The sequence below is a fragment of the Solimonas soli DSM 21787 genome (assembly GCF_000474945.1).
In the GTDB taxonomy this organism is placed as follows: Bacteria; Pseudomonadota; Gammaproteobacteria; order Nevskiales; family Nevskiaceae; genus Solimonas; species Solimonas soli.
Map to the genome: position 1 here is coordinate 39,010 of NZ_KI440837.1, position 24,583 is coordinate 63,592.

21 protein-coding genes, 1 tRNA gene, 2 pseudogenes and 1 other annotated feature are annotated in these 24,583 nt (G+C 67.0%); of the genes and pseudogenes, 11 read left to right on the forward strand and 13 right to left on the reverse strand.

The window, feature by feature from the left end:
- Positions 1 to 133: 133 nt before the first annotated feature.
- The 4 genes from K344_RS0114845 to lexA are packed head-to-tail and all read right to left on the reverse strand — an operon-like array spanning position 134 to position 5,967.
- Positions 134 to 3,289: an error-prone DNA polymerase gene (locus tag K344_RS0114845; protein WP_028081324.1), complete on the reverse strand. Its 3,156-nt coding sequence runs from the start codon at positions 3,287 to 3,289 to the stop codon at positions 134 to 136.
- 1 nt (position 3,290) lies between these two features.
- The gene (locus K344_RS21950; RefSeq protein WP_051362272.1) at positions 3,291 to 4,685 is read right to left on the reverse strand and encodes a Y-family DNA polymerase; all 1,395 of its coding nucleotides are present in this window, start codon (positions 4,683 to 4,685) and stop codon (positions 3,291 to 3,293) included.
- Between the two features lie 7 nt (positions 4,686 to 4,692).
- Positions 4,693 to 5,319 carry a translesion DNA synthesis-associated protein ImuA gene (gene imuA, locus K344_RS0114855; RefSeq protein WP_051362273.1) on the reverse strand — a complete coding sequence of 209 codons (627 nt, stop codon included), beginning with the start codon at positions 5,317 to 5,319 and terminating at the stop codon, positions 4,693 to 4,695.
- Positions 5,320 to 5,337: 18 nt separating this feature from the next.
- Complete coding sequence (gene lexA, locus K344_RS0114860) at positions 5,338 to 5,967, reverse strand: transcriptional repressor LexA (RefSeq protein WP_157622979.1); 630 nt, start codon at positions 5,965 to 5,967, stop codon at positions 5,338 to 5,340.
- 129 nt (positions 5,968 to 6,096) lie between these two features.
- Here lexA and K344_RS24160 point away from each other — a divergent pair, with 129 nt between their 5' ends.
- Positions 6,097 to 6,306, forward strand: a complete 210-nt coding sequence (locus tag K344_RS24160) for a hypothetical protein (protein ID WP_157622981.1) — start codon at positions 6,097 to 6,099, stop codon at positions 6,304 to 6,306.
- A gap of 36 nt (positions 6,307 to 6,342) precedes the next feature.
- Here the strand turns inward: K344_RS24160 and K344_RS0114865 are convergent.
- Positions 6,343 to 7,568 (reverse strand): IS3 family transposase gene (locus tag K344_RS0114865; protein WP_436278832.1). Its coding sequence is split into 2 segments (ribosomal slippage): positions 6,343 to 7,283 and positions 7,283 to 7,568, totalling 1,227 coding nucleotides; the frame shifts between segments, so codons are not numbered across the junction.
- Positions 7,174 to 7,290 (reverse strand) — a sequence feature (AL1L pseudoknot). (Overlaps the previous gene by 117 nt.)
- A gap of 634 nt (positions 7,569 to 8,202) precedes the next feature.
- On the opposite strand from K344_RS0114865, the pseudogene K344_RS25075 reads away from it, so the two are divergent.
- Positions 8,203 to 8,793 (forward strand): annotated as a pseudogene (locus K344_RS25075) (hypothetical protein); the annotation flags it as partial.
- Between the two features lie 231 nt (positions 8,794 to 9,024).
- Positions 9,025 to 9,504, forward strand: a pseudogene (locus K344_RS25080) (NHL repeat-containing protein); the annotation flags it as partial.
- 47 nt (positions 9,505 to 9,551) lie between these two features.
- Here the strand turns inward: K344_RS25080 and K344_RS23580 are convergent.
- The 4 genes from K344_RS23580 to dapA form a co-directional block, all read right to left on the reverse strand.
- Positions 9,552 to 9,965 (reverse strand): S41 family peptidase, encoded by a 414-nt coding sequence (locus K344_RS23580; RefSeq protein WP_169729304.1) that lies wholly within the window; start codon positions 9,963 to 9,965, stop codon positions 9,552 to 9,554.
- A 141-nt stretch (positions 9,966 to 10,106) separates the two neighbouring features.
- A tRNA-Ser gene (locus K344_RS0114880) sits at positions 10,107 to 10,199 on the reverse strand.
- Between the two features lie 49 nt (positions 10,200 to 10,248).
- Complete coding sequence (locus K344_RS0114885; protein WP_028081330.1) at positions 10,249 to 10,632, reverse strand: hypothetical protein; 384 nt, start codon at positions 10,630 to 10,632, stop codon at positions 10,249 to 10,251.
- On the reverse strand, positions 10,632 to 11,510 hold the full coding sequence (dapA, locus tag K344_RS0114890; protein ID WP_028081331.1) for a 4-hydroxy-tetrahydrodipicolinate synthase: 879 nt from the start codon (positions 11,508 to 11,510) through the stop codon (positions 10,632 to 10,634). Before dapA ends, K344_RS0114885 begins: the two co-directional genes overlap by 1 nt.
- 130 nt (positions 11,511 to 11,640) lie before the next feature.
- Between dapA and K344_RS0114895 the strand changes: the two genes are divergently transcribed.
- The 6 genes from K344_RS0114895 to K344_RS0114920 all read left to right on the forward strand — a co-directional run bounded on the left by K344_RS0114895 (position 11,641) and on the right by K344_RS0114920 (position 15,947).
- On the forward strand, positions 11,641 to 12,180 hold the full coding sequence (locus K344_RS0114895; protein WP_028081332.1) for a glycine cleavage system transcriptional repressor: 540 nt from the start codon (positions 11,641 to 11,643) through the stop codon (positions 12,178 to 12,180).
- 15 nt (positions 12,181 to 12,195) lie between these two features.
- Entirely contained in the window at positions 12,196 to 12,654 is a 459-nt protein-coding gene (locus K344_RS0114900; protein ID WP_043114664.1) for a peroxiredoxin, read from the forward strand.
- Positions 12,655 to 12,965: 311 nt separating this feature from the next.
- Entirely contained in the window at positions 12,966 to 14,396 is a 1,431-nt protein-coding gene (locus tag K344_RS0114905) for a PhoH family protein (RefSeq protein ID WP_028081334.1), read from the forward strand.
- Between the two features lie 34 nt (positions 14,397 to 14,430).
- On the forward strand, positions 14,431 to 14,763 hold the full coding sequence (locus K344_RS0114910; protein WP_245586229.1) for a hypothetical protein: 333 nt from the start codon (positions 14,431 to 14,433) through the stop codon (positions 14,761 to 14,763).
- Between the two features lie 19 nt (positions 14,764 to 14,782).
- The gene (locus K344_RS0114915) at positions 14,783 to 15,142 is read left to right on the forward strand and encodes an MmcQ/YjbR family DNA-binding protein (RefSeq protein ID WP_028081336.1); all 360 of its coding nucleotides are present in this window, start codon (positions 14,783 to 14,785) and stop codon (positions 15,140 to 15,142) included.
- 22 nt (positions 15,143 to 15,164) lie between these two features.
- Positions 15,165 to 15,947 carry a sulfite exporter TauE/SafE family protein gene (locus tag K344_RS0114920; RefSeq protein WP_051362274.1) on the forward strand — a complete coding sequence of 261 codons (783 nt, stop codon included), beginning with the start codon at positions 15,165 to 15,167 and terminating at the stop codon, positions 15,945 to 15,947.
- Between the two features lie 189 nt (positions 15,948 to 16,136).
- Here the strand turns inward: K344_RS0114920 and epmA are convergent, their stop codons facing one another.
- Both epmA and efp read right to left on the reverse strand, forming a co-directional pair.
- The gene (gene epmA / locus K344_RS0114925) at positions 16,137 to 17,141 is read right to left on the reverse strand and encodes an EF-P lysine aminoacylase EpmA (protein WP_028081338.1); all 1,005 of its coding nucleotides are present in this window, start codon (positions 17,139 to 17,141) and stop codon (positions 16,137 to 16,139) included.
- A 24-nt stretch (positions 17,142 to 17,165) separates the two neighbouring features.
- Entirely contained in the window at positions 17,166 to 17,735 is a 570-nt protein-coding gene (gene efp, locus K344_RS0114930) for an elongation factor P (protein WP_028081339.1), read from the reverse strand.
- 91 nt (positions 17,736 to 17,826) lie between these two features.
- On the opposite strand from efp, the gene epmB reads away from it, so the two are divergent.
- Together epmB and K344_RS0114940 are read left to right on the forward strand one after the other, a co-directional pair.
- Positions 17,827 to 18,873 carry an EF-P beta-lysylation protein EpmB gene (epmB, locus tag K344_RS0114935; RefSeq protein ID WP_028081340.1) on the forward strand — a complete coding sequence of 349 codons (1,047 nt, stop codon included), beginning with the start codon at positions 17,827 to 17,829 and terminating at the stop codon, positions 18,871 to 18,873.
- A 215-nt stretch (positions 18,874 to 19,088) separates the two neighbouring features.
- Positions 19,089 to 21,197 (forward strand): EAL domain-containing response regulator, encoded by a 2,109-nt coding sequence (locus K344_RS0114940; protein WP_028081341.1) that lies wholly within the window; start codon positions 19,089 to 19,091, stop codon positions 21,195 to 21,197.
- A 96-nt stretch (positions 21,198 to 21,293) separates the two neighbouring features.
- Here K344_RS0114940 and htpX read toward each other — a convergent pair whose 3' ends face one another.
- Together htpX and parC are read right to left on the reverse strand one after the other, a co-directional pair.
- Positions 21,294 to 22,172: a protease HtpX gene (gene htpX, locus K344_RS0114945; RefSeq protein WP_028081342.1), complete on the reverse strand. Its 879-nt coding sequence runs from the start codon at positions 22,170 to 22,172 to the stop codon at positions 21,294 to 21,296.
- Positions 22,173 to 22,319: 147 nt separating this feature from the next.
- Entirely contained in the window at positions 22,320 to 24,563 is a 2,244-nt protein-coding gene (parC, locus tag K344_RS0114950) for a DNA topoisomerase IV subunit A (RefSeq protein ID WP_028081343.1), read from the reverse strand.
- Positions 24,564 to 24,583 lie beyond the last annotated feature (20 nt).

Genomic DNA, 24,583 nt, shown 5'->3' on the forward strand with positions numbered 1-24,583 from the left:
GCAGATAGTCCGTGGCCACGGGCAAAAACATTTCTGAATCAATAGGGAAAGGCCGCTTTTGCATTCCTGTTCCCACCATGGGACCCATGCCAAAGCCCCGATACCTTCGGGGCTTTTGTATTTCCGGCTGCCGTCAGTGGAAATCGCGCGACAGGTACGGCAGGCCGTCGATCCACCGCGAGCGGTCGGCAAAGCGCTCGGCGAGCACGTGGATCACCCAGCCCCTGTCGGCCGACCCCTGCTTCTGCAGCCGGCCCCTGGCGATCAGGAAGCGGCCACCGATGATCGCCTCGCGCTCGGCCTCGATCAGCTGCGGGCGCACGATCAGGTTGACGATGCCGGTCTCGTCCTCGAGCGTGACGAAGACGACGCCGCTCGCCGAGCCCGGCCGCTGGCGGAACATCACCATGCCGGCGACGCGCACGGTCTGGCCGTCCTCGAAATCGGCGAGGCTGCCGTTCGGCACGATGCGCTGGCGCTCGAGCGTGTCGCGCAGGAAGGCGACCGGATGCCGGCGCAGGCTCAACTCGGTCGTCCGGTAATCGGCGTGGACGGCCTCGCCTTCCGTGGGTTCGCGCAGCAAGGCCGGCTCGTCGGGCAGTACGGCCTCGCGCAGCACGCCGTCGAGCGCCGCGTGGCCGCGCGTCTTCCAGCGCGCCTGGAAGCGATGCCCGGCCAGCGATGCCAGCGCATCGGCCGCCGCCAGCAGGTCGAGTTCGCGCGCCGACAGCGCGGCGCGGCGCGCGAGATCGTCGAGGTCGGCAAACGTGCGCGTCGCGCGCGCGGCGGCGATGCGCTGCGCGGCCGCCTCGTTGAAGCCCTTCACCAGCCGCAGGCCGAGGCGGATCGCCGCGCATCCCTGCGCATCGCGTTCGAGATGGCAGTCCCAGCGGCTCGCCTGCACGTCGATCGCGCGCACCTCGACGCCCATGCGCCGCGCCTCGCCGACCAGCATCGATACCGGATAGAAACCCATCGGCTGCGCATTGATGAGGCCGCAGACGAAGGCGGCCGGCCGATGCCGCTTGAGCCAGGCGGACTTGAAGGCGAGCAAGGCGAAGCTCGCCGCGTGGCTCTCCGGAAAGCCGTAGGAGCCGAAGCCTTCGATCTGCTTGAAGATGCGCTCGGCGTATTCCTGGCTGTAGCCCTTGGCGTCCATGCCGGCCATCAGTTCGTCGCGGAACTTGTCGACGTGGCCGTTGCGCTTCCACGCCGCCATCGCGCGGCGCAGCGCATCGGCGCGGCTCGCCGAAAAACCGGCGGCGACCATCGCGATCTGCATGACCTGCTCCTGGAAGATCGGCACGCCGGAGGTGCGTTTGAGCACGCTCTTGATCGGATCATCGGGACCGAGCGGATACCGGATGTCATCCGGGTCCATATGCCGCTGCTTGAGATACGGATGCACCATGCCGCCCTGGATCGGCCCCGGCCGCACGATGGCGACCTGCACCGTCAGGTCGTACTGACACTTCGGCCGCAGGCGCGGCAGCATCGTCATCTGCGCGCGCGATTCGATCTGGAACACGCCGATCGTCTCGGCCTTGCAGATCATGTCGTAGGTTTCCCGTGTGAGCCGATCCTCGTCGTAGCCGCGATCGCGGATGTCGCGATAGTCGATCCGCTCGCCGAACTCGCGCAGCAGCGCCAGCATCTTGCGCAGCGCGGTGAGCATGCCGAGGGCGAGCACGTCGACCTTGAGCAGACCCAGCGTCTCGAGATCGTCCTTGTCCCACTGGATGATCGTGCGATCCTGCATCGCCGCGTTCTCGACCGGCACCAGCTCGTGCAGCGGGCCATCGGAAATGACGAAGCCGCCGACGTGCTGCGACAGATGCCGCGGAAAGCCGCCGTCGCTGGCGAGGATCTGCGCGAGTCGCAGCCATAGCGCGATGCGCGGCTGCGCCGGATCGACGCCGACGCGGCGCAGCCGCTCGTCGAGCTGGCCCGCATCGTCCCACCAGGCCAGCGACTTGGCGACGCGGTCGACGACTTCCTCGCCGATGTCGAGCGCGCGGCCCACGTCGCGCAGCGCCGAACGCGCGCCGTAGCCGATCACCGTCGCCGCGATCGCCGCGCGCTCGCGGCCGTACTTGCGGAACACGTACTGGATCACCTCCTCGCGCCGTTCGTGCTCGAAGTCGACGTCGATGTCCGGCTCCTCGTCGCGCTCGGCCGACATGAAGCGCTCGAACAGCAGATCGTTTCTTTGCGGATCGACTTCGGTGATGCCGAGCACGTAGCAGACCACCGAGTTCGCGGCACTGCCGCGGCCCTGGCAGAGAATGCGGTGCCTGCGCGCCCATTGCACGATGTCGTGGACCGTGAGGAAGAACGGTTCGTGCTGCTTGCCGGCGATCAGCGCCAGTTCCTTCTCGATCGTGTCGCGGATCTGCGGCGCACAGCCGTCCGGCCAGCGCTCGGGCAGATGCCGCTCGACGAGATGGCGCAGCCAGCTCGTCGGCGTGTGGCCGTCGCCGACGATCTCCTGCGGATAGCAGTATTTCACCGTCTCGATGCGGAACGCGCAGCGCTCGGCGACGCGCAGCGTCTCGTCGAGCAGATCGCGCGGATACAGCGAGGCCAGATCATCGAGCGTGCGCAGATGGCGTTCGGCGTTCGGAAACAGGCGATGTCCGCAGCGCGCGACCGGCAGGTGATGGCGCAGCGCCGTCATCACGTCCTGCAAGGCGCGGCGCTGCGCGATGTGCATGTGCACGTCGCCGCTTGCCACCAGCGGCACGGCGCAGCGCCGGCCGAGGGCGCGCAGCCGCGCCAGCCTGTCGGCGTCGCTGCCGTCGCGGTGCAGTTCGACAGCGATCCACAAGCGCCCCGCATAACGCTCGCGCAGCCAGGCCAGCGCCTCCTCGTCGCCCTCGCCGCGCGGCAGCCACAGCAGGCTGCAGTCGACGAGCGAGGCTTCGACGTCTGCGCGCGCCAGCCGGTAGCCGCCTTTCTCGCTCGCCCGCCGCGCCTGCGTGATGACGCGGCACAGGTTCGCGTAACCGCTCTTCGTTTCGGCGAGCGCCACGCAGCGCAGGCCGTCGATGAAGTTCAGCTCGCTGCCGATCAGCAGCTCCGGCACCTTGACGCGCGGATCGCGCTCGCGCGCTTCGCGCAGACGTTTCTGTGCCTCGTAGGCGCGCACGACGCCGGCGACCGAGCATTCATCGGTCAGCGCCAGCGCGCCATAGCCGAGCGCGCCGGCCTGCGCCATCAGCTCCTGCGGCAGCGAGGCGCCACGCTGGAAGCTGAATGCGGACAAGGCGTGCAGTTCGGCGTAGCCCATGTCAGCCCCACAGGCCATGCAGGAACCAGCGACCGCCGGCGCGCTCGCGGAACACCCAGACGCGCTGCCGCTGCCATTCGGCGACGTAGTAATCGCGGCGCAGCTCGCCGCCGTCCCACCAGCCGCTTTCGATGCGCTCGACGTTCGCGTCGACCGCCGGCTCGCCGGGCAAGGGCTGCGGCTGATGCAGCAGCCACAGCGGTCGCGGCCGCGCACTCACCGTCTGCGCGTCGCCATCGTTGCGCCAGGCGCGCTCCGGACGATGATCAGCCTGCGGCGCCGGCGTCCACAGGACGTGCGCGCCGAGCCGTGCGGCGATGCGTTCGATCGCCGCCGTCCATTCCGCCTGGCCGCCGCCGCTGTCGAACAGATCGCTCTGCGTGCGCTGCGCGCCGCCGAGCTCGGTTGCGCGCAGTTCGAGCGCACGCACCGCCGCGCCCAGCGGTTCGCGGCCGAGGCGCTCGTTCAGGCCGTTGAAGATGCGCTTGCCGTCGCGATGCGCATCGAGAAAGCGCAAGGTGAAGCTGGTGCGCTGGCGCGCGTGCAGGCAGTCGAGACGCAGGGCGCGCAGCGTCAGGTCGCGTGCGCGCAGCCAGCCCTGCAGCTCGTAGGCGAGCCGGTGCAGGGGGAATTGCAGCGACTCGAGCTGCTCGACTTCGCCCGGCAGCTCGAAGCGGCGCCGGAAGCGCTCCGGCGGCACGATGGCGACGGCCGGCTCGGCGGCTTCGCCATGCAGGCGATCGAGTTCGCGCAGGCGCCCGGCGCCGAAGCGGCGCGCGAAAGCGGCGCGCGGCAGCGCACGCAGCTCGCCGATGGCCTGCAGGCCGACGCCGCGCAAGGCCTCGATCTGCGCCTGCGGCCACGGCAGCTCGCGAATCGGCCGCGCCGCCAGACGCCGGGCGAGCGCCGCCGGCCCGCGCACGCGAATGCCGTCGCCGGCACAGGCGAACAGGGCCGCAGCGGCGCGCGTCGGCGCCACCGCCAGCGAGATTCGATGGCGGCCGGCGGCGAGTTCGGCTTCGATGCCGGCCTGCAACTGCAGATAGCCGCCGAACAGACGCAGGCTCGCCGAGATCTCGAGCCACAGCAGCGCCTGCGGCGCGCGCCCGGTTTCGTCGAACTCGCGCAGCTCGGCATGCACCGGACTGCCGTAGTGATAGAGCGTGTGGGCAAGGCCTTGCAGCATCGCGCGCTCGGCCTTCGCATGGCGCGCGTGCGCCCGCAGCAGCGGCTGCAGCGACAGCGCCGTGCCGAGCGGCGTGCCGACGCCGACGCCGGGCGCCGCCGTGATCAGCCAGCGGCTCGCGCCACGCTGATCGGTGACGACATCGAACTCGCCGTCGAGCCCCAGGGCTTCGGCCGGCAGACGCGGCAGGTGCAGGCACAGCCACAGCATCGCGATCTCACGCGCCGAGCGCGCAACTCCGCGTCGGCCGCGCGCCGCGGCACTTGAGGACATCGACGCGCGACACACCGCGCTCGCGCGCAATGCCGAGACGCAGGCTCGCCACCGAAGCCGATGCGCCGGCCGCATCGCGCGTCGTCGCGCGGCGATAGACGAGCGCGAAGCCGTCGCCGGTTTCGGCGGCGAGCTGCAGGCGGCGCTGTGCGGTCGGCGCGATGGCGTCCTGCCACAGCAGCACGGCACCGGCCTGCGCGCGCAGCAGCTCCTCGGCGGCCCACAGCGCATCGCTCTCGCGGCCGGCATCGACGACGACCAGGGCTTGCGCGTCGAGGCCGTGCTGCGCGAGTGCCGGCGCATACGGCACATACGGCGGCGCGATCATCGCCAGGCGCCGCCGGCCGCGTGCCAGGCGCGCGAGCAGCGGCATCGCCAGCTGCAGCTCGCCGACGCCGGGCGCGGCGTAGACGATTTCGCTGAGCGCCGCGCAGGGCCAGCCGCCGCCGGGCAGCAGCGCGTCGAGGCTGGCGTGGCCGGTCGGCTCGGCGCGCAGCGGCGCCTGGCCGTCGCCACGCCACAGGCGCGCGTCGCGCAGCAGATCGTGCAGGGCTTGCGCACGCGCGCTCATCGCAGGACTGCGCGCGGATCAGGCGAGGCTGAAGCCGCCGTTGCGGATCAGGCCGACGACGCGCCCTTCGATGACCAGCTCCTCGCGACGCAGGTCGATGCGGATCGGCGCGAAGTCCGGATTGGCGGCGAGCAGGCGCACGATGTCGCCGCGCCGCTCGAAGCGCTTGACCGTCACCTCGTCGCCGATGCGCGCGACGACGATCTCGCCGTTCTGCGCCGTCGCGCGGCGCTGCACGGCCAGCAGATCGCCCGGCAGGATGCCGACGTCGCGCATCGACCAGCCCTGCACGCGCAGCAGAAAATCCGGCTCGGCGATGAACATGCGGCGGTCGAGCTTGTACCAGGCCTCGATGCTCTCGGTCGCCAGCATCGGCAGACCGGCGGCGACGCGGCCGACCAGCGGAATACCCTCGTTGGCCGGCGGCGGCGCGTCCTCGGCGTCGAGCACGCGAATGCCGCGCGAGGTGCCGGGCCGCAGCTCGATCGCGCCCTTGCGCGCCAGCGCACGCAGATGGTCGTCGGCGGCGGTCGGCGAGCGGAAGTCGAAGGCGGTGACGATCTCGGCCCGCGTCGGCGGCATGCCGTGCGCATCGCAGTGGCGACGGATGAAGGCGAGGATTTCGGCTTGGCGCGACGTCAGGTCCATGGCGGAGTCCGATAACTGTACATCCATACAGTATCCATTCGGTCGTCGACTGTAAATCCATACAGTCCTCCATGCGCGCAGGGTCCCGCGCGTTGACGCAGGGCCCTCATTGCGGAGGGCAGCGGAACCTTGGTCGAAGTAGTACGCATCCCCGCGGTCGGCGTACCGACCATCGGGACCTTCATCGAAAATCCGCTGGGATTTACACGCGGCCATGGCATTTCCGACGACGGTCGCACGTTCTATATCGGCGGCCCAGACTCGGACAAAGGTCCAAGCAAGACGCAGATCATCCGCTACATACTTCCGGACGCTCAGAACGTGCAACGCGTCGTCTGAACCGCCCCGGTTTTCCCGGAGGCCCGCTGGTGTGAGTCAAGCCGCGATGGCGAGACTCGGGATTTGTGAATAGTAGTTTGCTTCGGCTTCCGCTGGCGGGATGTGGCCCAGCGGTTCCATCAGTCGGCGGTTGTTGTACCAATCGACCCATTGCAGCGTTGCCCACTCGACCTCTTCGCGCGTCCGCCAGGACGAGCGGCGATGGATCACTTCGGCTTTGTAGAGCCCGTTAATGGTTTCGGCCAGGGCATTGTCGTAGCTGTCGCCGACGCTGCCGACCGAAGGCTCCAGGCCGGCGTCGGCCAGGCGCTCGGTGTAGCGAATCGACACGTACTGCACGCCACGGTCGCTGTGATGGATCAGGCGGTTCGGCCCAACGGGCCGGCGCGCGTGCAACGCCTGCTCCAGTGCATCGAGCACGAAGTCGGTCCGCGCCGAGGTTGATGCGCGCCGGCCGACAATGCGGCGCGCATACACGTCGATGACGAAGGCGACATAGACGAAGCCATGCCAGGTCGAAACGTAGGTGAAGTCCGACACCCAAAGTGCATTGGGCCGGTCAGCCTTGAAGTGCCGCTGCACATGGTCCAGCGGGCACGGTGCGGACGGATTGCTCACCGTGGTGCGCACGCCCTTGCCGCGAATCACGCCGCGCAGGCCCTGGCGCTTCATCAGCCGCTCGACCGTGCAGCGCGCCACGCCGAAGCCTTCGCGCCGCAGCTGCCGCCAGACCTTGCGCACGCCGTAAACCCGGAAGTTTTCATTCCAGACCCGCTCGACTTGCGGCAGCAACGCCATGTCCCGCTGGCCGCGCGCCGAACACCGCTGCGGATCGCGCTGCCGCTGCTTGTGCGCGTGGTACGTCGATGGGGCGATCTGCAGCAGCCTGCAGATCGGCTCGATCCCATGGGCCTCGCGGTGATCGTCGATGAACCCGATCATCGTTTGAACGGGCGGTCGAGCTCCGCCTGGGCAAAATACGCGCTGGCCTTGCGCAGAATCTCGTTGGCTTGCCGCAGCTCGCGATTCTCGCGCTCCAGCGCCTTGATGCGCTCGATCTCCGATGTCGTCGGGCCACGCCGCGCGCCGGTGTCTCGCTCGCTCTGCCGAACCCAGCGCCGCAGCGTCTCAGCCGTGCAACCGATCTTGGCAGCAACCGACGCGATCGCCGCCCACTGCGACTCATGCTCGGACCCGTGCTCCAGCACCAGCCGAACCGCACGTTCCTGCAACTCCGGGGAATACTTCGATACTCTTGCCATGGCTCCATTCTCTCAAGTTATGGAGCCTCCGAGATTTCCGGGGCGGTTCAGTCTTTCCGGGACGAAAAAGCGAGTGATACTGATCAGTGGAACTCGGAGAGATCTGATGCCGCATACGTCGGCCATTTCTGCCAACCACACGCTCACCATTTGATCAGTGGATGAATCTCTCGTTCCTCACCATGCATCGATCAAAGGGCGGCGAAGCTGACTATGTGATCCTCCCCAGCACGGTCAGTGTGGGCCGTGGGCGCAGCTTTCCCAGCACGCACGCGGATGATCCTGTCATGGCTTTGGCAATGCCAAGCGGGGATAGCTTCCCGTTTGGAGAAGAGCGCCGTACGAGGCCAACGCTCGATTTTCCTAGACGAGATCACAAAGGACAGCGGCCTGGCGATTACAGATACCGACTCTACAGGCGGGGCACGACCGCTTCTCCCGCCTGCGGGCTTTCCCAAAAAACTCGGGGCCTTGATGGACCAAGGCGAAAGCGGTCCGGCGGCGGCGTCAATGAGACGTGCATCTCATTTACACTGCCGAAATTCTAGTGAGTTCGCCTACCATGGACGGACCAATCCCGTCGGCTGGAGCCGCGATGCGCACAGTCTCCCGAGTTTTCGGTGTGATGCTGCTGATGAGTGGAATCGCCACCAGCGCTGCTGCCCCCAGCGATGTGGATTCGACGTTCGGCACCGACGGAAAGGCCGTGACGCCGGCACAACAGACCTTGCTGCAGCCCGGCGAGCCCTCGGTCGACAGTCAAGGGCGAATCTATGTTCCGGTCTACGGCGCCAGCCTGGATGTGGGACCGATTCCGAACCCGGCTACCGAATATGCAGCGATCATGCGTCTGACGGCCTCCGGTGTTCTCGACTCGAGCTTCGGAGACGGCGGCGTGCTTTTGCTGCCGGATACGCCTGCCTTCGCCCCGGCAGCGATCGCCGTTGATGAGAAGCAGCAGCGACTGCTCGTTGGCGGTGCCGGTGATACTTCCGGCATTGGCGTGCCGAACAGCGCCGCCGTGATGCGGATCGCCTTTAACGGCGCTCTCGATACCACATTCGGCGATGGCGGCATCGCGCGCCCGGCAGTCGCGAGCCTGATCTCCGAAGTCGACGCGATCGACTTACTCGAAGACGGCCGCATTCTGACTGCGTCGACGGATGGTGGCAGCATCTCCGTGTCACGGCTGCTGTCGGACGGCAGTGTCGATCAAAGTTTTGGCACCGACGGCCGTACTGGCTTGATTTCGGCCCCTGGACAGCCTGCGGTTTCAGTGTTGCGCCGAGATCGCGACGGCAACATCTTTGTCTGCGGCCCAAGGGGATTCCGGAGCACGTCGCCGGGCATAGAGTTTCCCGACGATGGGGTTCGCGTCGGGCGCTTGAGCGCCAATGGAATGCCGGTTACGACGTTTGGGGACGGTGGCTCGAAAGAAGTCGATCTCGATGGCCCGGCCGCTTGCGTAGACCTGCAGCCGGGTAAAGGCGGCGCGTTTAGCGTCGCCGCTTCGACGCCGTCAACGCTGGTCGTTGCGCGGCTGCGGGCCGACGGCAGCCGTGACACGACCTTCAACGGCAGCGGTCTCGACACCGGCCCTTTCCAGAGTGCAATGGCGCCGGTAGGAAGGGCGCTGGATGACGGCCGGCTGCTGCTCGTGCGTTCGGGCGGAGCGATTAACGTTGGCGGTACCGAGATCGCACTGTACGCACCGCCCGGCCACGGTGGCATCGAGATCACACGTGTCGCTGGATCACCAGAACTGCGCCGTGCCAACGGCGCGGCATCGACGGGCGATTCCGGCGGTGGTGGTGCCCTCGGTCCGGCTGTGCTCGTCATCTTGAGCCTCTTCGCCATCCTGCGCAGCACCATACGATGGAAGTCGGTGGCCGCGAGCGACTGTCAATCTAGTCGGCCCCTTTTAGCGGCTGGTTGATTGGAGCGAAAACAGACTTCATCAACGCCGCGTAACCCCGCGGGAACTCAATGACGCTGACTCCTCAGTAACTCAACAGCTCGATCGATCCATGGATCTTCCACGCCGGCAAGGAGCTTGTCAGGCGGCGTCGGTAGCTCAACATCAGGCCTCAAGCCATTGCCTTCGAGCAGCACATCAGCAGCGTCGTACCAACGACCCGTAGTGAGCTTGATTGCCGCTCCGTTCTGCAAGGGCATGATGGTTTGAACACTGCCATGCCCGTAAGTACGTTGGCCAACGACGAGCGCGCCGGCATGAACTCGCAGCGCAGAGGCTACGATCTCGGACGCAGCCGCGCTGCCGCCGTCGACCAGAACAGCAATTCGCGGCTGGTGTCTGTTTGCTGTTCCGGTAGCGCGCTCCTGGCGGTTTGAACCCGTGGAGCGCCCTTTCTGCGTGGCGATCGTGCCCTCTCGCACAAAGATACCTTAGCCCACAATTTAGCCCACAGCGAATCGAGTATTCAGGAGTTGTCTGTGGCTGTCCCAAGTAGTCAGGCAACAAAAAGCCCCTCAGAATCAGGGCTTTGATGCTTCAGGACTACTCCTGAATCGCCAAATTGGCGGAGAGAGCGGGATTCGAACCCGCGATACGGCTATAAACCGTATACACGCTTTCCAGGCGTGCTCCTTCAACCACTCGGACATCTCTCCGGGAAATCGGTACCGCGGATTAAGGGGGCGGATTATAGAGAAAGGGGCCTCAGAACGGCCACCACCAGTGCTTCTTCTTTTCGCCTTCGTTGGCGTCCGGCACTTTCTTGCCGGCCTTGTTGTCCCGCTCCGCCTGCTGCAGCTCGGCGCTGCCGGCCAGGCGCGGCGGCGTGTCGAGGCATTCGTACCTGGCGGTGTCGCGGCGATCCTGGGCCTCGGCGACTCGCTGGCCGAACGGCACGTCGCTCGCCGGCGGCGGCGGGATGCGCAGGGCCGACGGCGAATCCGGCACCGTCAGGCCCGGCACGGCGGCCGGCGGCGGCAGCGTTTCCGCCTTCTGGTAGGGCAGCGTCGCATCGCAGCGGCGCGTGTTGCTGCAGGCGCCGATCAGGAGTGCCGCGCCGCACACGGCGATGATTCCGAGCTGGCGCATCAGATCGCCCCGGCGCTGCGCAGCGCCGCACGCACCACATCCTGGTGCGCGGCATCCATGGGAACCAGAGGCAGGCGCAGGCCGGCGGGAATCTTGTTCATTTCGTTCAAAGCCCACTTGACGGGAATCGGATTGGGTTCGACGAACAGATGCTTGTGGAGCGGCTGAAGTTCCGCGTCGAGTCGTTCGGCCTTGGCGCGGTCGCCGGCGAGGGCGGCGATGCACATCTCGTGCATCTTGCGCGGCGCGACGTTGGCGGTCACCGAGATGTCGCCGTGCGCGCCCATCAGGATCGATTCGCAGGCCGTCGCGTCGTCGCCCGAGTAGATCGCGAAATCGCGCGGCAGGCCGAGCGCCAGCAGCTCCTTGATGCGCGCCAGATCGCCCTTGGCCTCCTTGAGGCCGACGATGTTCTTGATCTGCGCGAGACGCGCGACGGTCGCCGGCAGCAGATCGCAGCCGGTGCGGCCCGGCACGTTGTAGAGGATCACCGGAATGTCGACCGCTTCGGCGACCGCCTTGAAATGGCGGTACAGGCCTTCCTGCGGCGGCTTGTTGTAGTACGGCGTCACCTGCAGCACGGCGTCGGCGCCGACGTCCTTGGCGGCCTTGGTCAGCTCGATGGCCTCGGCGGTCGCGTTGGCGCCGGCGCCGGCGATGATCGGCACGCGCTTCTTGGCGAGCTTGACCGCGCGGCGGATCACCTCGATGTGCTCTTCGACGCCGAGCGTCGCCGATTCACCCGTGGTGCCGACCGCGACGATGCCGTCGGTGCCTTCGGCGATATGCCACTCGATCAGGGCGGACAGGCTGTCCCAGTCCACCGCGCCATCCGGGAACATGGGTGTGACGATGGCGACAATGCTGCCCTTGATCATGCGCGGTGCGGGGAAACTGGGTTTGCGGGGGGCGCAAGTATAGCGATTGCCGCTACGCCGGCGTAGCGGCGCCGCTTACGCGCTCTGGCCGCGGGCACTACAATAGGCCGCTTTTCCGCCTGCCGAGCCCATGTCCGCCAACGATAATCTGCTCACCGTCTCCGTCATCGGCAAGCCGAAAGGCAACGTGCCCCTGGAGCTGTTCAAGGCGATCCGCGAGCGTGGCGGCGAAGTCGAGGACTGCCGCATCGCGCAGATCGGTGATCGCCTGACGGCGAACCTGCTGGTGTCCGGCAACTGGAGCACGCTCGGCCGGCTCGAGACCGCCCTGCCGGGCATCGCCGAGAAGCTGGAACTGCAGGTGCGCTTCGAGCGCTGCGAGGTGCGGCCGGTCAATCCGGATTTCCGTCCTTACGCGGCCGAGGTCATCGCGCCGCAGGACCCGAATCTTCTGGTCAACATCCTCGAGTTCTTCCAGCACCAGGACGTCGAAGTCGTCGAGATCTCGACGCAGAAATACCAGTCGACCTACACCGGCGCCGAGATGGCGAGCGTGCAGATGGTGCTGCACGTGCCGGTCAACCAGCATCCGCAGGCGCTGCGCGAGTCCTTCATGGATCTCTGCGACGATCTCAATGCCGACGGCATGCTCGACCCGATCAAGACCTGACGCGGTGCGACACGCATGAAGCCCGGCGACAAGATTCCCGACCTCAAGCTGCCGGCCAGCGGCGGCCAGACGCTCGCCCTGCGCTCGTTCAAGGGCAAGGCGCTGGTGATCTACTTCTACCCGAAGGACAACACGCCGGGCTGCACCCAGGAAGGCCAGGATTTCCGCGATCTCTACGCGCAGTTCAGGAAGGCCGGCGCCGAAGTGCTCGGCGTGTCGCGCGACAGCGTCAAGTCGCACGACAGCTTCATCGCCAAGTTCGAGTTCCCGTTCGCGCTCCTGTCCGACGGCGACGGGGCGATGTGCCAGGCCTTCGACGTCATCAAGGAAAAGAGCCTGTACGGCCGCAAGTACATGGGCGTCGAGCGCAGTACCTTCCTGTTCGACGCGAACGGCAAGCTGGTGCGCGAGTGGCGCGGCGTGAAGGTCAAGAACCACGCCGCCGAAGTGCTGGAAGCGGTGCGCGCGCTGTAGCGTGCGGTCAAAAAATCAGCAGAAAGGCGCCGCGACGGAATCCCACAGTAGCGGCAAAAGCCCGCGCTGAAAAGCACTTTTTTCTGCAAAGCGCATGGGCTAGATTGAAGCCGGTCGTCGGCGCCACCGACGCGGCTCTCCCAGCCAAGCTTCCCCGGAAAAATTAGTACACACCCTGCTCCATCGCGCTCCGGCGCGCGCTACACAGGCCCGCCCCCACAGGACGAGGGTCGCTGTCCGCGGTGTCTCCATCCACGTCTCCAGACAGCGCCGCAGGCTCCGCCCGCGCGCGCGAGGTGCTTCAACGCCCGATGAGCAAGCGCAAGATCTTCGTCCTCGATACCAACGTCCTGCTGCACGACCCCTCCGCGCTGTACCGTTTCGAAGAACACGATCTTTTCATCCCGATGGTGGTGCTCGAGGAGCTCGACAACTCCAAGAAGGGCACCAGCGAAGTGGCGCGCAACGCGCGTCAGGTCAGCCGCTTCCTCGACGACCTGATGAAGGACAAGAACCACGCGCAGATCGAGAAAGGTCTGCCGCTGCCGGGCCTGCGCGGTCCGCTCAACGGCCACGGTCGCGGCCGTTCCGGCGAACCGGCCACCGGCAAGCTGTTCTTCCAGACGCGGCCGACCGAGGCCGTGCTGCCCGGCTTGATGCCGGGCCAGAAGGCCGACAACAGCATCCTGATCAACGCGCTCGACCTGCAGGCGAAGAACCAGAATCGCCACGTCGCGCTGGTCAGCAAGGACATCAACCTGCGCATCAAGGCGGCGATCGTCGGCGTCCACACCGAGGACTATCACAACGATCAGGTCCTCGACGATCTCGACCTGCTCTACACCGGCTACAAGGAACTGCCGGCCGACTTCTGGCAGACGCACGGCGAGAAGATGGAGAGCTGGCAGGATTCGCGCGGCCGCGCCTGCTACCGCATCAAGGGGCCGCTGGTGAAGAACTGGTACGTCAACCAGTTTCTCTACATTCCCGACGACGACCACGACAAGGGCCTCGAACTCGTCGTCTCGAAGATCGAAGGCACGATGGCCGAGCTGCGCGTGGTGCGCGACTACCGCGCCGCCAAGACCAGCGTGTGGGGCATCCACGCCAAGAACCGCGAGCAGAACTTCGCGCTGAACCTGCTGCTCGATCCGGACGTCGACTTCGTGACGATCCTCGGCACCGCCGGTTCCGGCAAGACGCTGCTGACCCTGGCCGCCGGCCTCGCGCAGACCATGGACGAGCAGCGCTACCGCGAGATCATCATGACCCGCGTCACCGTGCCGGTCGGCGAGGACATCGGCTTTCTGCCCGGCACCGAGGAAGAAAAGATGGCGCCGTGGATGGGCGCGCTGATGGACAACCTCGAAGTGCTGACGCAGAACAGCTCGGGCGGCGACTGGGAACGCCAGGCGACCAACGACATCCTCGCCAAGCGCATCAAGATCCGCTCGCTGAACTTCATGCGCGGCCGCACCTTCCTCAACCGCTACATCATCATCGACGAGGCGCAGAACCTCACCGCCAAGCAGATGAAGACGCTGATCACGCGCGTCGGCCCCGGCTCGAAGATGATCTGTCTCGGCAATCTCGGACAGATCGACACGCCGTATCTGTCGGAGACGACCTCGGGCCTCACCTACGTCGTCGACCGCTTCCAGGGCTGGCCGCACGGCGGCCACGTCACGCTGGCGCGCGGCGAACGTTCGCGCCTCGCTGCCTACGCATCGGATATCCTGTAGCGATTCGCGAAGAACAGGAACCGGAGACGTCCGCATGCTCGGAAAGCTGGGCAAGTCGATGAAGGAGGGCGCGCTCGCCGTGGCGTTGCGCGCCTATGTCAACGATCGCTACAAGGAATACGGTGAGGTGCTCGACTGCCAGGTCGACACCCAGGAGAACCGCCTGCAGTTCCGCGTGCTGCTGCGCGGCGAGAAGGAACCGGCCAGCGCCTCGATCGACCGTTACGAGATCGAGCGCGAAGGCGAGGACGTCTACCTCAAGCTGCGCAGCTTCTCGACCTCGCGCGAGTGGATCACCTTGCTGCTCAACCAGCTGCTCGCCGGCAAGCGCTTCAAGATTCCGTCGAAGGTCGCTTCGCTGCTTTGAACCGACACGGTGACGGACGATGACCGAGGCGCAGTTCGAGAAACTCGTCGCCGCCTGGCCCGGCGTCACGCTCGACGTGAAGTGGCAGAGCCATCGCGTCGCCTCGGTCGACGGCAGGATGTTCGCGATGCTGAACCTGCCCGGCTGGCCGCGCGCCGGCTGGCTGCATTTCAAGGTCGACGACGATCTGTTCCTGGCGCTGACCGAGCAGCCCGGCATTCAGGCCGCGGCGTATCTAGCGCGCGCGAAGTGGATCACCGTCACCGAGCCGCGCCGCTACGCCCGCGGCTGGTACGCGGCGAGCCTGCGCCGCGCTTACGAGCTGACCGCACGCAAGCTGAGCAAGAAGCGCCAGCGCGAACTCGGCCTGCCCGCCTGAGCGCGATGCCGGCCCGGCGGCGATGACGCTCGCGCCTGAATTCGCATCGACCTGGGCCGCCTTGTGCGGCTTCGCCTTCCTCGCCGGTTTCGTCGACTCGGTGGTCGGCGGCGGCGGCCTGATCCAGGTGCCGGCGCTGTTCGTGCTGCTGCCGCAGATGGCGCCGGTCACGCTGCTCGGCACCAACAAGTTCGTCAGCGTCTGGGGCACGACGACGGCCGCCGTGCAGTATGCGCGCCGCGTCACGATCGAATGGCGCGCGACCTGGCCGACGGTCATGGCGGCGCTGATCTTCGGCTTTCTCGGCGCGCGCGTCGCGGCGCTGATTCCCGCCGACTGGTTCCGCCCGCTGGTGCTGCTGCTGCTGCTCGCCGTGCTCGCCTACACCCTGTGGCGCAAGGATCTCGGCGCGCTGCACGCGCCGCGCCTGAGCCGCACGCACACGGTCTGGTTCGGCCTGGCGACCGGCGCGGCGATCGGCTTCTACGACGGCTTCCTCGGCCCCGGCACCGGCTCGTTCCTGATTTTCGCCTTCGTCGGCCTGTTCGGCTTCAGCTTCATCAAAGCCTCGGCCTCGGCCAAGCTGGTCAACGTCGCCACCAATCTCGCCGCCCTCGCCTTCTTCGTCACGCACGGTCACGTGCGCTACGGGATCGCCGTGCCGATGGCGGCGTTCAACATCGCCGGCAGCATGCTCGGCTCGCGCATGGCGATCCGCCGCGGCAGCGGTTTCGTGCGCGGCCTGTTCATCGTCATCGTCGCCGTGCTCATCGCGCGCTATGCCTGGGACATCTGGAAAGCCTGAAGAAGCTGCTGCGCTCGGCATCGCGCGCGGGCGATGCTCGGAATGCCCCGGTGCTGATGTACGTTCCGCTTTTGTTCGGCTTGAGCCGGACTGACATTGAGTCAGTCCGGTTCTGCAGGCGAACCCTGCTCCGTCCTGCCGCGACCTTCTTCGCTCACTACGCTTCTTCAGGCTTCGCGCAGCGCCGAATCACGCGCGATCGGCGGCGAAGGCGAGCACGTCGGCCAGCCGTTCGGCGCCGCTCAGCAGCATGAGCAGGCGATCGATGCCGAGCGCGACGCCGGCGCAGGACGGCAGGCCGGCCTGCAGGGCGGCGATCAGCGTGGCGTCGTAAGGCGGCACGGCGCGGCCATGCGTGCGCCGCCACTGGCGGTCGGCCTCGAAACGGCGCTGCTGCTCGGCGGCATCGGTCAGCTCGTGAAAGCCGTTGGCGAGTTCGAGGCCGCGCCAGAACAGCTCGAAACGCTCGGCGACCGGCGGCTCTTCGTCACGCACGCGCGCCAGCGCGGCCTGCGAGGCGGGAAAGTCGTAGACGAAGGCCGGCGCGTCGGCGCCGAGCTGCGCAGCGACGACATGCGACATCCACAGGTCGAGCCAGAAATCGCGGCTGGCGATCTCGTCGGCCGCGAGACTCTCTGGCTCGGCGATGCCACGCGCCGCAAGCCGCTCGCGCAGCGCCGCCGCGTCGAGCGCAAACGGATCGAAGCCGGCGAAGGTCTCGAACGCCTCGCGGTAGCTGTAGCGGCGCCAGCCGAATTCGGGCATCGCCTGCGGCGCGCCGCAGCGGCGCAGCAGGGCCTCGACCTCGTTCATGAGGCGATGATGATCGAAGCCGGGGCGGTACCACTCCAGCATCGTGAACTCGGGATTGTGATGGCGGCCCTGCTCCTCGCAGCGGAACACCGGCGCGATCTGCCAGATCGGCCCGCTGCCGGCGGCGAGCAGGCGCTTCATCGCGAACTCGGGCGAGGTCTGCAAAAAGCCGTGATCCGTGATTCGCGCTTCGTGATCCGGCGAAGAAACGACGAAGCTTTCGATGTGCCTGTCGACCGTCGCGTGGCGCGACAGCACGGGCGTCTGGACCTCGAGAATTTCGCGCTCCCGGAAAAAAGCGCGGATCGCAGCCAGCAGCTGCGCCCGCGCTCTCAGGGTTTCGATGCTCGCCGACGGACGCCAGTCCGCCGTTTCACGAATCACGAATCACCGCTCACGAAGGAATTACTTGCCGACGCGGCTCAGGTATTCGCCGGTGCGCGTGTCGACCTTGATCTTCTCGCCTTCGTTGATGAACAGCGGCACCTTGACCACGGCGCCGGTCTCGAGCTTGGCCGGCTTGGTGCCGCCGGTCGCGGTGTCGCCGCGCAGGCCCGGGTCGGTTTCGGTGACGACCAGCTCGACGGTGTTCGGCGCGTAGACGATCAGCGGCACCTCGTTCCACAGCGTGACGCGCACGGTCTCCTCGCCCTTCAACCACTGCGCGGCCTCCGCCATCGCCGCCTTGCCGGCCTGGATCTGGTCGAAGGTCTTCGGGTCCATGAAAGTCCAGAACTCGCCGTCGTTGTACAGATACTGCATGTCCATGTCTTCGACATCGGCGACTTCCCAGCTGTCGCCCGACTTCAGCGTCTTCTCCAGCACGCGACCCGTCTTCAGGTTGCGGATCTTCAGCGTGTTGGTGGCCTGGCCCTTGCCCGGCTTGCGGTACTCGTTGTCGATGACCGAGTACGGATCGCCGTCGATCAGGACTTTGGTGCCGGCCTTCATTTCATTGGTGCTGACGGTTGCCATAGGATTGCTGCGAATGGAGTGGAGTGGCTCTTGCGCTGAAGATCGCAGCCACGGATGGCTGCGGCCTTGCCGGGGACGGCATAATCGCTGAATGATACCGTCGCCCCCCCCAAACAACCAGCCTGCGGAGCCGCGCGCGCCGGCCTGGCAGCGCGCGTTGCGCGAGGCTTTCAGCCGTCCCCGCGACCTGCTCGATTACCTGCAACTCGATCCGGCGACGCCGCATCTGGCGTCGGCCCTGCTGCGCGATTTTCCGCTGCGCGTGCCGCGCGGCTACGCGGCGCGCATGCGCAAGGGCGACGCGCGCGATCCGCTGCTGCTGCAGGTCTGGCCGCAGACCCGCGAGGCCGACGAAACGCCCGGCTACGCGATCGATGCGGTCGGCGATCTGCACCGCGTGCGTCGCGACGGCCTCATCCACAAGTACCGGGGCCGCGTGCTGCTGGTCGCGACCGGCGCCTGCGCGGTGCACTGCCGCTACTGTTTCCGCCGCCACTTTCCGTATGCCGAGCAGCTCGCCGCGCGCGGGCAATGGTCCGCCGTGCTCGACGAGATCGCCGGCGACGCCAGCATCGAAGAGGTGATCCTCTCCGGCGGCGATCCGCTGTCGCTGTCCGACGAGCGGCTCGGCGAACTGGTCGAGGCGCTCGGTGCGATCCCGCAGCTCAAGCGCCTGCGTGTGCACACGCGCCAGCCGATCGTGCTGCCGGAGCGCATCGACGGCCGCCTGCTCGCCTGGCTCGACCGCACGCGCCTGCAGACGGTGTTCGTGCTGCACGCCAACCATGCCAGCGAGCTCGACGACGCCGTGCGTGCCGCGCTCGCGCCGCTGCGCCAGCGCGGCATCGCGCTGCTGAACCAGTCGGTGCTGCTGGCCGGCGTCAACGATGACGCCGACACGCTCGCCGCGCTGTCCGAGCGCCTGTTCGCCTGCGGCGTGCTGCCGTACTACCTGCACCTGCTCGATCGCGTGCAGGGCGCCGCGCATTTCGACCTGCCCGTGCAGCGCGCGCAGGAACTGATGCGCGTGTTATCGTCGCGGCTACCGGGCTATCTGCTGCCCAGACTGGTCCGCGAAATCGCCGGCCGTCCGTCGAAGACCTGGATCGATTGGGAACGGTCCGCGCCTTCGCCCTGAACACCGGGCCCCGACGGCTGTGACCGGCCCAGAACGACAATACGGGGAATCGGCATGACGCCTTCATCACCGCAGCGCGAGAAACGGTCCGCCCTGGGCGCCGGGCGCCGCTCGGGCGCCGGGCGCCGCCGCTCGTCGCGCACCCCTTACGGCGCACGCGCTTCCGGCCTTATGAAGAGAGCCTGCCCGTGGCCCTCGAAGCGCTGAGCCCCCTGATGCCGACTTCCGCCGTCTCCCTGATCACCGCCACGCCGCCCGCCGCCAACCAGGCCAGCGGGCACGTCGCGCTGGTGATCAGCGATTCCGAAAGCATCGCCAAGCGCATCGAGAGCTATCTGCGCAATGCCGGCCACCCCTTGCGCACCGCCTGGGTCACCGATCTCGAGGACGTCGAGGAAGCGCTGCGCCGCGGCGCGCCGGACCTGGTGCTGTGCGCCGACGGCCTCGCCGATGCGCCGCTGCGCGACGTCGTCGATCTGTGCCGGCGCCTCGCGCCCGATCTGCCGGTCGTGCTCCTGACGCCGCAATTCGCGCCCGAAGACACCGTCGCCGCGATGGCGACCGGCGCACGCGACCACGTCGCCTACGACGACCTGCGCCACCTGCGTCATCTGGAGCTGGTCACGCTGCGCGAAATCGCCGCGCATCAGCATCTGCGCGAGCTGCGCGCCACGCAGAAGCGCCTGCAAATCTTCGAATCGCGCCACCACGAACTGCTCAGCGGCACCAACGACGCCGTCGCGCACATCCAGGAAGGCATCCTCGCGCACGCCAACCCCGCTTTCGCGCACCTGCTCGGCCACGACGACGGCGAGGCCTTGATCGGCACGCCGCTCATGGACCTGGTCGCGCCGGACTTCGTGCCCAAGGTCAAGGAGCAGATCAAGCTGCTGCTGCGCGGCAAGACCGACAACCGCACGCTCGATTGCTGCCTGCTGCACGCGGACGGCCGCCGCGTCGCCATCAATGCCCGTCTCACCGTCAGCGAAAGCGAGGGCGAGCAGCTGATCGAAATGCTGATCCGCGCCGAAGCCGCGCAGCTCACGCCCGACACCGCGGCCGTGGCGCCGACCGGCCGCCTGCCCTTCTTCGAGAATCTCGGCGCGGCGATCGCCGGCGCCGCCCAGCAGAAGCAGCAGCGCGCCGCGGTGCTGATCGCCATCGACCATTACGCCGCGCTCGAGGAGCAGCTGGGCCTGCACGACGCCGAACAGGCGGTGCTGCAGCTGCTCGACTGGATCAAGGGCAAGCTGGGCGCCGGCGACCAGGTTTTCCGTTTCTCCACGCACGAACTCGCCGCGCTGGTGACGCAGAGGGATGCGGGGGTGATCCAGCAGTGGGGCGAAGCGCTGATCCGCGAGACCGGCAAGCAGATCTTCAACACCGCCGGCCACGAAGCGCATCTGGCGCTGACGGTCGTCGCCTATCCCTTCAGCGGCAGCGAGCAGGCCAGCGCCATCGCCGCCGAGCTGGTACGCGCGGCGCGCGCGCTGTCGGCCAAGGGCGGCCGCCAGTTCGCCAATCTCGGCGCCACCGCGCAGCATTCGCTGCAGGAACGCGAGCTCGAACGCAAGGCGGAGATGGTGCGCAAGGCGCTCGCCGACAACCGCCTGAAACTCGCCTACCAGTCGATCGCCAGCCTCGAGGGCGACACCCGCCAGCACTTCGACGTGCTGGTCCGCGTCATCGACGAGGAAGGCCGCGAGGTGCACGCCTCCGAATTCATCAAGGCCGCGGAACGCTCGGCGCAGATGGCGGCGATCGATCGCTGGGTCGTGCTGCGCGCGCTGAAGATGCAGGCCAAGCGCGACGGTGCGCAGGAAGCCTCGAGCCTGTTCGTGAAGCTGTCGGAAGACACCTTGAAGGACAGCGAGGCCTTCATCGCCTGGCTGCAGGAGCAGCTCAAGGCGCGGCCGCTGCGTCCCGGCGAGATGGTCTTCGAACTGCAGGAGCTGGTGCTGCAGAACCATATCCGCAAGGCCAAGCTGCTGGCCAAGGCGCTGGGCGATCTCGGCGCGCAGTTCGCCATCGAGCATTTCGGCGTCGGTTCGAACTCCGCGCAGATGATCGAGCACCTGCCCGTGCGCTTCCTCAAGTTCCACCAGTCGTACGCCAAGAACTTCGGCGACAAGGAAACGCACAAGCGCATGTCGGCGCTGATGGATCTGGCCAAGCAGAAACAGATTAAAACCATCGTCAGCCATATCGAGGATGCCAACGTCATGGCGCGCCTCTGGCAGATGGGCGTCAACTTCATCCAGGGCTACCACGTGCAGGAGCCCGAGGTCGTGCTGCTGTCGGCCGAAGTCGGCACCGCGCGGTAAAACGCGCGGCGACGAAAAAGGCGGCCCTTGGGCCGCCTTTTTATGCCGGTTTGAAAGTCGGCGCCTTGGATGGCCCCGGCTTGCGCCGGATGTGCATCAAGCTGCCTTCTGCAGGGCGGCGATGCGCACGTCGAGCGGCGGATGCGTCGCGAACAGCTTGGCGAGCTGGCCGCCGCTGATGCCCATCGCCGTCATGTTGGCCGGCAGCGAGGACTGCTCGTGGCCGAGCTTGAGACGCTCCAGTGCGGCGATCATCTTGCGCTTGCCGGCCAGATGCGCACCGCCGGCGTCGGCGCGGAACTCGCGCTGCCGCGAGAACCAGGCGACAATCATGCTGGCGAGGATGCCGAACAGCAGTTCGAGGACCATCACCGTGACGAAGTAGCCAATTCCCGGACCGCGCTCGTCCTCGCCGCGACGGAACAGGGCCTGGTCGATCACATAGCCGACCACGCGCGCGAGGAACATCACGAAGGTATTCACCACGCCCTGGATCAGGGTCAGCGTCACCATGTCGCCGTTGGCGACGTGGCTGATCTCGTGGCCGAGCACGGCTTCGACCTCGTCCTGGCTCATCGAGCGCAGCAGGCCGGTCGACACGGCGACCAGCGCGCTGTTCTTGCTCATGCCGGTCGCGAAAGCGTTCGGTTCCGGCGCTTCGTAGATGGCGACTTCCGGCATGCCGATGCCGGCGGCGCGCGCCTGGCGCTCGACGGTCTGCAGCAGCCACATCTCGGAAGAGTTGCGCGGTTCGGTCAGCACCTGCGCGCCGGTCGACCACTTGGCGATGGTCTTCGACAGCGCCAGCGAGATGAACGCACCGCCGAAGCCGAATACCGCGCAGAACACCAGCAGCGCCTGGTAGTTCAGACCGTTGGCGGCGAACCAGCGGTTCACGCCGAGCAGCGAGGTGACGACGCTCAGGACGAGGACGATGGCGAGGTTGGTCGCCAGGAACAGCAACACTCTTTTCATGGATGGAAAGCCTTCTCAGTCAAAGGGCCCGGGATCGGTTGTCAGATGCCTTCGCGCCTTTCGCGAAAGCATCTGTTAACGGACCCGTCCCCGCTTAAAGTCGGGCCATGGACCCCGATTTCAAGGCAGTGGTTCAAAAGCGCGGATTCAGGATTTCGGTTCGGCCTGCATGCTGTCGACGCGCTGGAAGCCGCGCGGCAGATGATTGCCGCGGCTGGCGCGCGATCCACTGTAGTGGGTCAGATCGGACGGCTTCAAGGTCAGGGTACGCTTGCCACAGATCAGCGTCAGGCTCGCGTCAGGCGGCAGCACGCAGGCGGCCAGGATGCGGTCTTCGCCCTTCAGCGCCACCAGCTTGTTGCCCTTGCCCTTCGCGAGTTCCGGCAGCTCGGCGAGCGGGAATACCAGCAGGCGGCCTTCGGCCGTCGCCAGGGCATAGCGATCCTGGCCGACGTCGCCGACGCGCAGCGGCGGCAGCACGCTGGCCGTCGCCGACAGGTTAATGACGGCCTTGCCGGCCTTGAGGCGCGATTCGAGATCGCCGAGCCTGGCGATGAAGCCATAGCCCTCGTCGCTGCCGAGCACCAGACGCTCGCCCGCCTCGCCCATCATCAGGCCCATGATGCGGCCGCCGTCCTGGATGTCGAGGCGCGTCGTCACCGGCTCGCCCTGCGAGCGCGCGCTCGGCAGTTCGCGCGGATTGAGCGTGTAGCTGCGGCCCTTGTGGTCGAGCAGCACCAGCAGCTGGTTGGTCCTGCCCTGCGCGGCGTAGGCGAACTCGTCGCCGGCCTTGTAACTGAGCGCGGTCGGATCGAGATCGTGGCCCTTGCCGGCGCGGATCCAGCCGGCCTTCGACAGCACCACGGTGACCGGCTCGGCCGGAATGATCTCGGCCGCTTCCAGCGCCGCCGCCGGCGGCCTGGCGTTGATCGGACATCGGCGTTCGTCGCCGTACTTCTTGGCGTCTTCCTTCAGCTCCTCGCCGATCAGCTTCTTCAGCCTGTCGTCGTCGCCGAGCAACTCTTCGAGACGCGCGCGCTCGGCGGCAAGCTCCTCCTGCTCGCCCTTGATCTTCATCTCCTCGAGCTTCTGCAGATGGCGCAGCTTGAGGTCGAGGATCCATTCGGCCTGCGCGTCGGACAGCGCGAAAGTGCTGATCAGCCTGGCCTTCGGATCGTCCTCGAAGCGGATGATGCGGATCACCTCGTCGATGTTCAGATACGCGATCAGCAAGCCTTCGAGGATGTGCAGGCGCTCGTTGAGCTTGTTGAGGCGATGGTTGAGTCGCCTGGTCACCGTCGCGAAGCGGTAGTCCAGCCACTCCGAGAGGATTTCCTTGAGATTCTTGACGCGCGGCCGGCCGTCGAGGCCGATCATGTTGAGATTGACGCGATAGCTTCTCTCGAGATCGGTGGTGGCGAACAGATGCGCCATCAACTGCTCGGCGTCGACGCGGTTGCTGCGCGGCACGATGACCAGCCGCGTCGGATTCTCGTGGTCCGACTCGTCGCGCAGATCCTCGACCAGCGGCAGCTTCTTGGCGCGCATCTGCTCGGCGATCTGCTCGAGGATCTTCGCCGGCGACACCTGGTGGCCGAGATGCGTGACGATGATGTTGCCGTCCTCGTCGCGCTCCCAGCGCGCGCGCGCGCGAATCTGGCCGTTGCCGGTCTGGTAGACCTTCAGCAGATCGTGCGGCTCGGAGACGATCTCGCAGCCGGTCGGAAAATCCGGCGCCGGCACGAACTCGCAGAGCTTCTCGATGTGCGCGTTCGGATGCTTGAGCAGATGCAGGCAGGCGGCGACCAGTTCGCGGATGTTGTGCGGCGGGATATCGGTGGCCATGCCGACGGCGATGCCGGTCGTGCCGTTGACGAGGATGTTCGGCAGACGCGCCGGCAACAGGCGCGGCTCCTCGCGCGAGCCGTCGAAGGTCGGCAGCCAGTCGACCGTGCCCTGGTCGGTTTCGGCGAGCAGCGTCTGCGCGTAAGGCGTCAGCCGCGATTCGGTGTAGCGGTAGGCGGCGAACGACTTCGGATCGTCCTGCGAGCCCCAGTTGCCCTGGCCGTCGACCAGCGGATAGCGGTAGGAGAACGGCTGCGCCATCGTCACCATCGCCTCGTAGCAGGCGCTGTCGCCGTGCGGATGGTATTTGCCGATGACGTCGCCGACCGTCAGCGCCGACTTGCGCGGCTTCGACGTGGCGTTGATGCCGAGCTCCGACATCGCATAGACGATGCGCCGCTGCACCGGCTTCAAGCCGTCGGCGACGTTCGGCAGCGCGCGGTCGAGAACCACGTACATCGAGTAATCGAGGTAGGCCTTCTCGGCAAAGACGCGCAGCGGCAGGCGTTCGGTGTCGAGGCCGGTATCGTTCGGGGTCGTGCTCATGGAATGAAAAGTCTGAGGAT

Bases quoted from the DNA above. Each gene is read 5' to 3' on its own strand.
- efp (WP_028081339.1), bottom strand. From the start codon at position 17,735: ATGGCAACCGTCAGCACCAATGAAATGAAGGCCGGCACCAAAGTCCTG.
- K344_RS21950 (WP_051362272.1), bottom strand. From the start codon at position 4,685: ATGCTGTGGCTGTGCCTGCACCTGCCGCGTCTGCCGGCCGAAGCCCTG.
- parC (WP_028081343.1), bottom strand. From the start codon at position 24,563: ATGAGCACGACCCCGAACGATACCGGCCTCGACACCGAACGCCTGCCG.
- K344_RS0114910 (WP_245586229.1), top strand. From the start codon at position 14,431: ATGCTCGGAAAGCTGGGCAAGTCGATGAAGGAGGGCGCGCTCGCCGTG.
- K344_RS0114905 (WP_028081334.1), top strand. From the start codon at position 12,966: ATGAGCAAGCGCAAGATCTTCGTCCTCGATACCAACGTCCTGCTGCAC.
- K344_RS0114900 (WP_043114664.1), top strand. From the start codon at position 12,196: ATGAAGCCCGGCGACAAGATTCCCGACCTCAAGCTGCCGGCCAGCGGC.
- epmB (WP_028081340.1), top strand. From the start codon at position 17,827: ATGATACCGTCGCCCCCCCCAAACAACCAGCCTGCGGAGCCGCGCGCG.
- K344_RS0114895 (WP_028081332.1), top strand. From the start codon at position 11,641: ATGTCCGCCAACGATAATCTGCTCACCGTCTCCGTCATCGGCAAGCCG.
- htpX (WP_028081342.1), bottom strand. From the start codon at position 22,172: ATGAAAAGAGTGTTGCTGTTCCTGGCGACCAACCTCGCCATCGTCCTC.
- lexA (WP_157622979.1), bottom strand. From the start codon at position 5,967: ATGGACCTGACGTCGCGCCAAGCCGAAATCCTCGCCTTCATCCGTCGC.
- K344_RS0114940 (WP_028081341.1), top strand. From the start codon at position 19,089: ATGCCGACTTCCGCCGTCTCCCTGATCACCGCCACGCCGCCCGCCGCC.
- imuA (WP_051362273.1), bottom strand. From the start codon at position 5,319: ATGAGCGCGCGTGCGCAAGCCCTGCACGATCTGCTGCGCGACGCGCGC.
- K344_RS0114885 (WP_028081330.1), bottom strand. From the start codon at position 10,632: ATGCGCCAGCTCGGAATCATCGCCGTGTGCGGCGCGGCACTCCTGATC.
- K344_RS0114915 (WP_028081336.1), top strand. From the start codon at position 14,783: ATGACCGAGGCGCAGTTCGAGAAACTCGTCGCCGCCTGGCCCGGCGTC.
- K344_RS0114845 (WP_028081324.1), bottom strand. From the start codon at position 3,289: ATGGGCTACGCCGAACTGCACGCCTTGTCCGCATTCAGCTTCCAGCGT.
- K344_RS0114920 (WP_051362274.1), top strand. From the start codon at position 15,165: ATGACGCTCGCGCCTGAATTCGCATCGACCTGGGCCGCCTTGTGCGGC.
- dapA (WP_028081331.1), bottom strand. From the start codon at position 11,510: ATGATCAAGGGCAGCATTGTCGCCATCGTCACACCCATGTTCCCGGAT.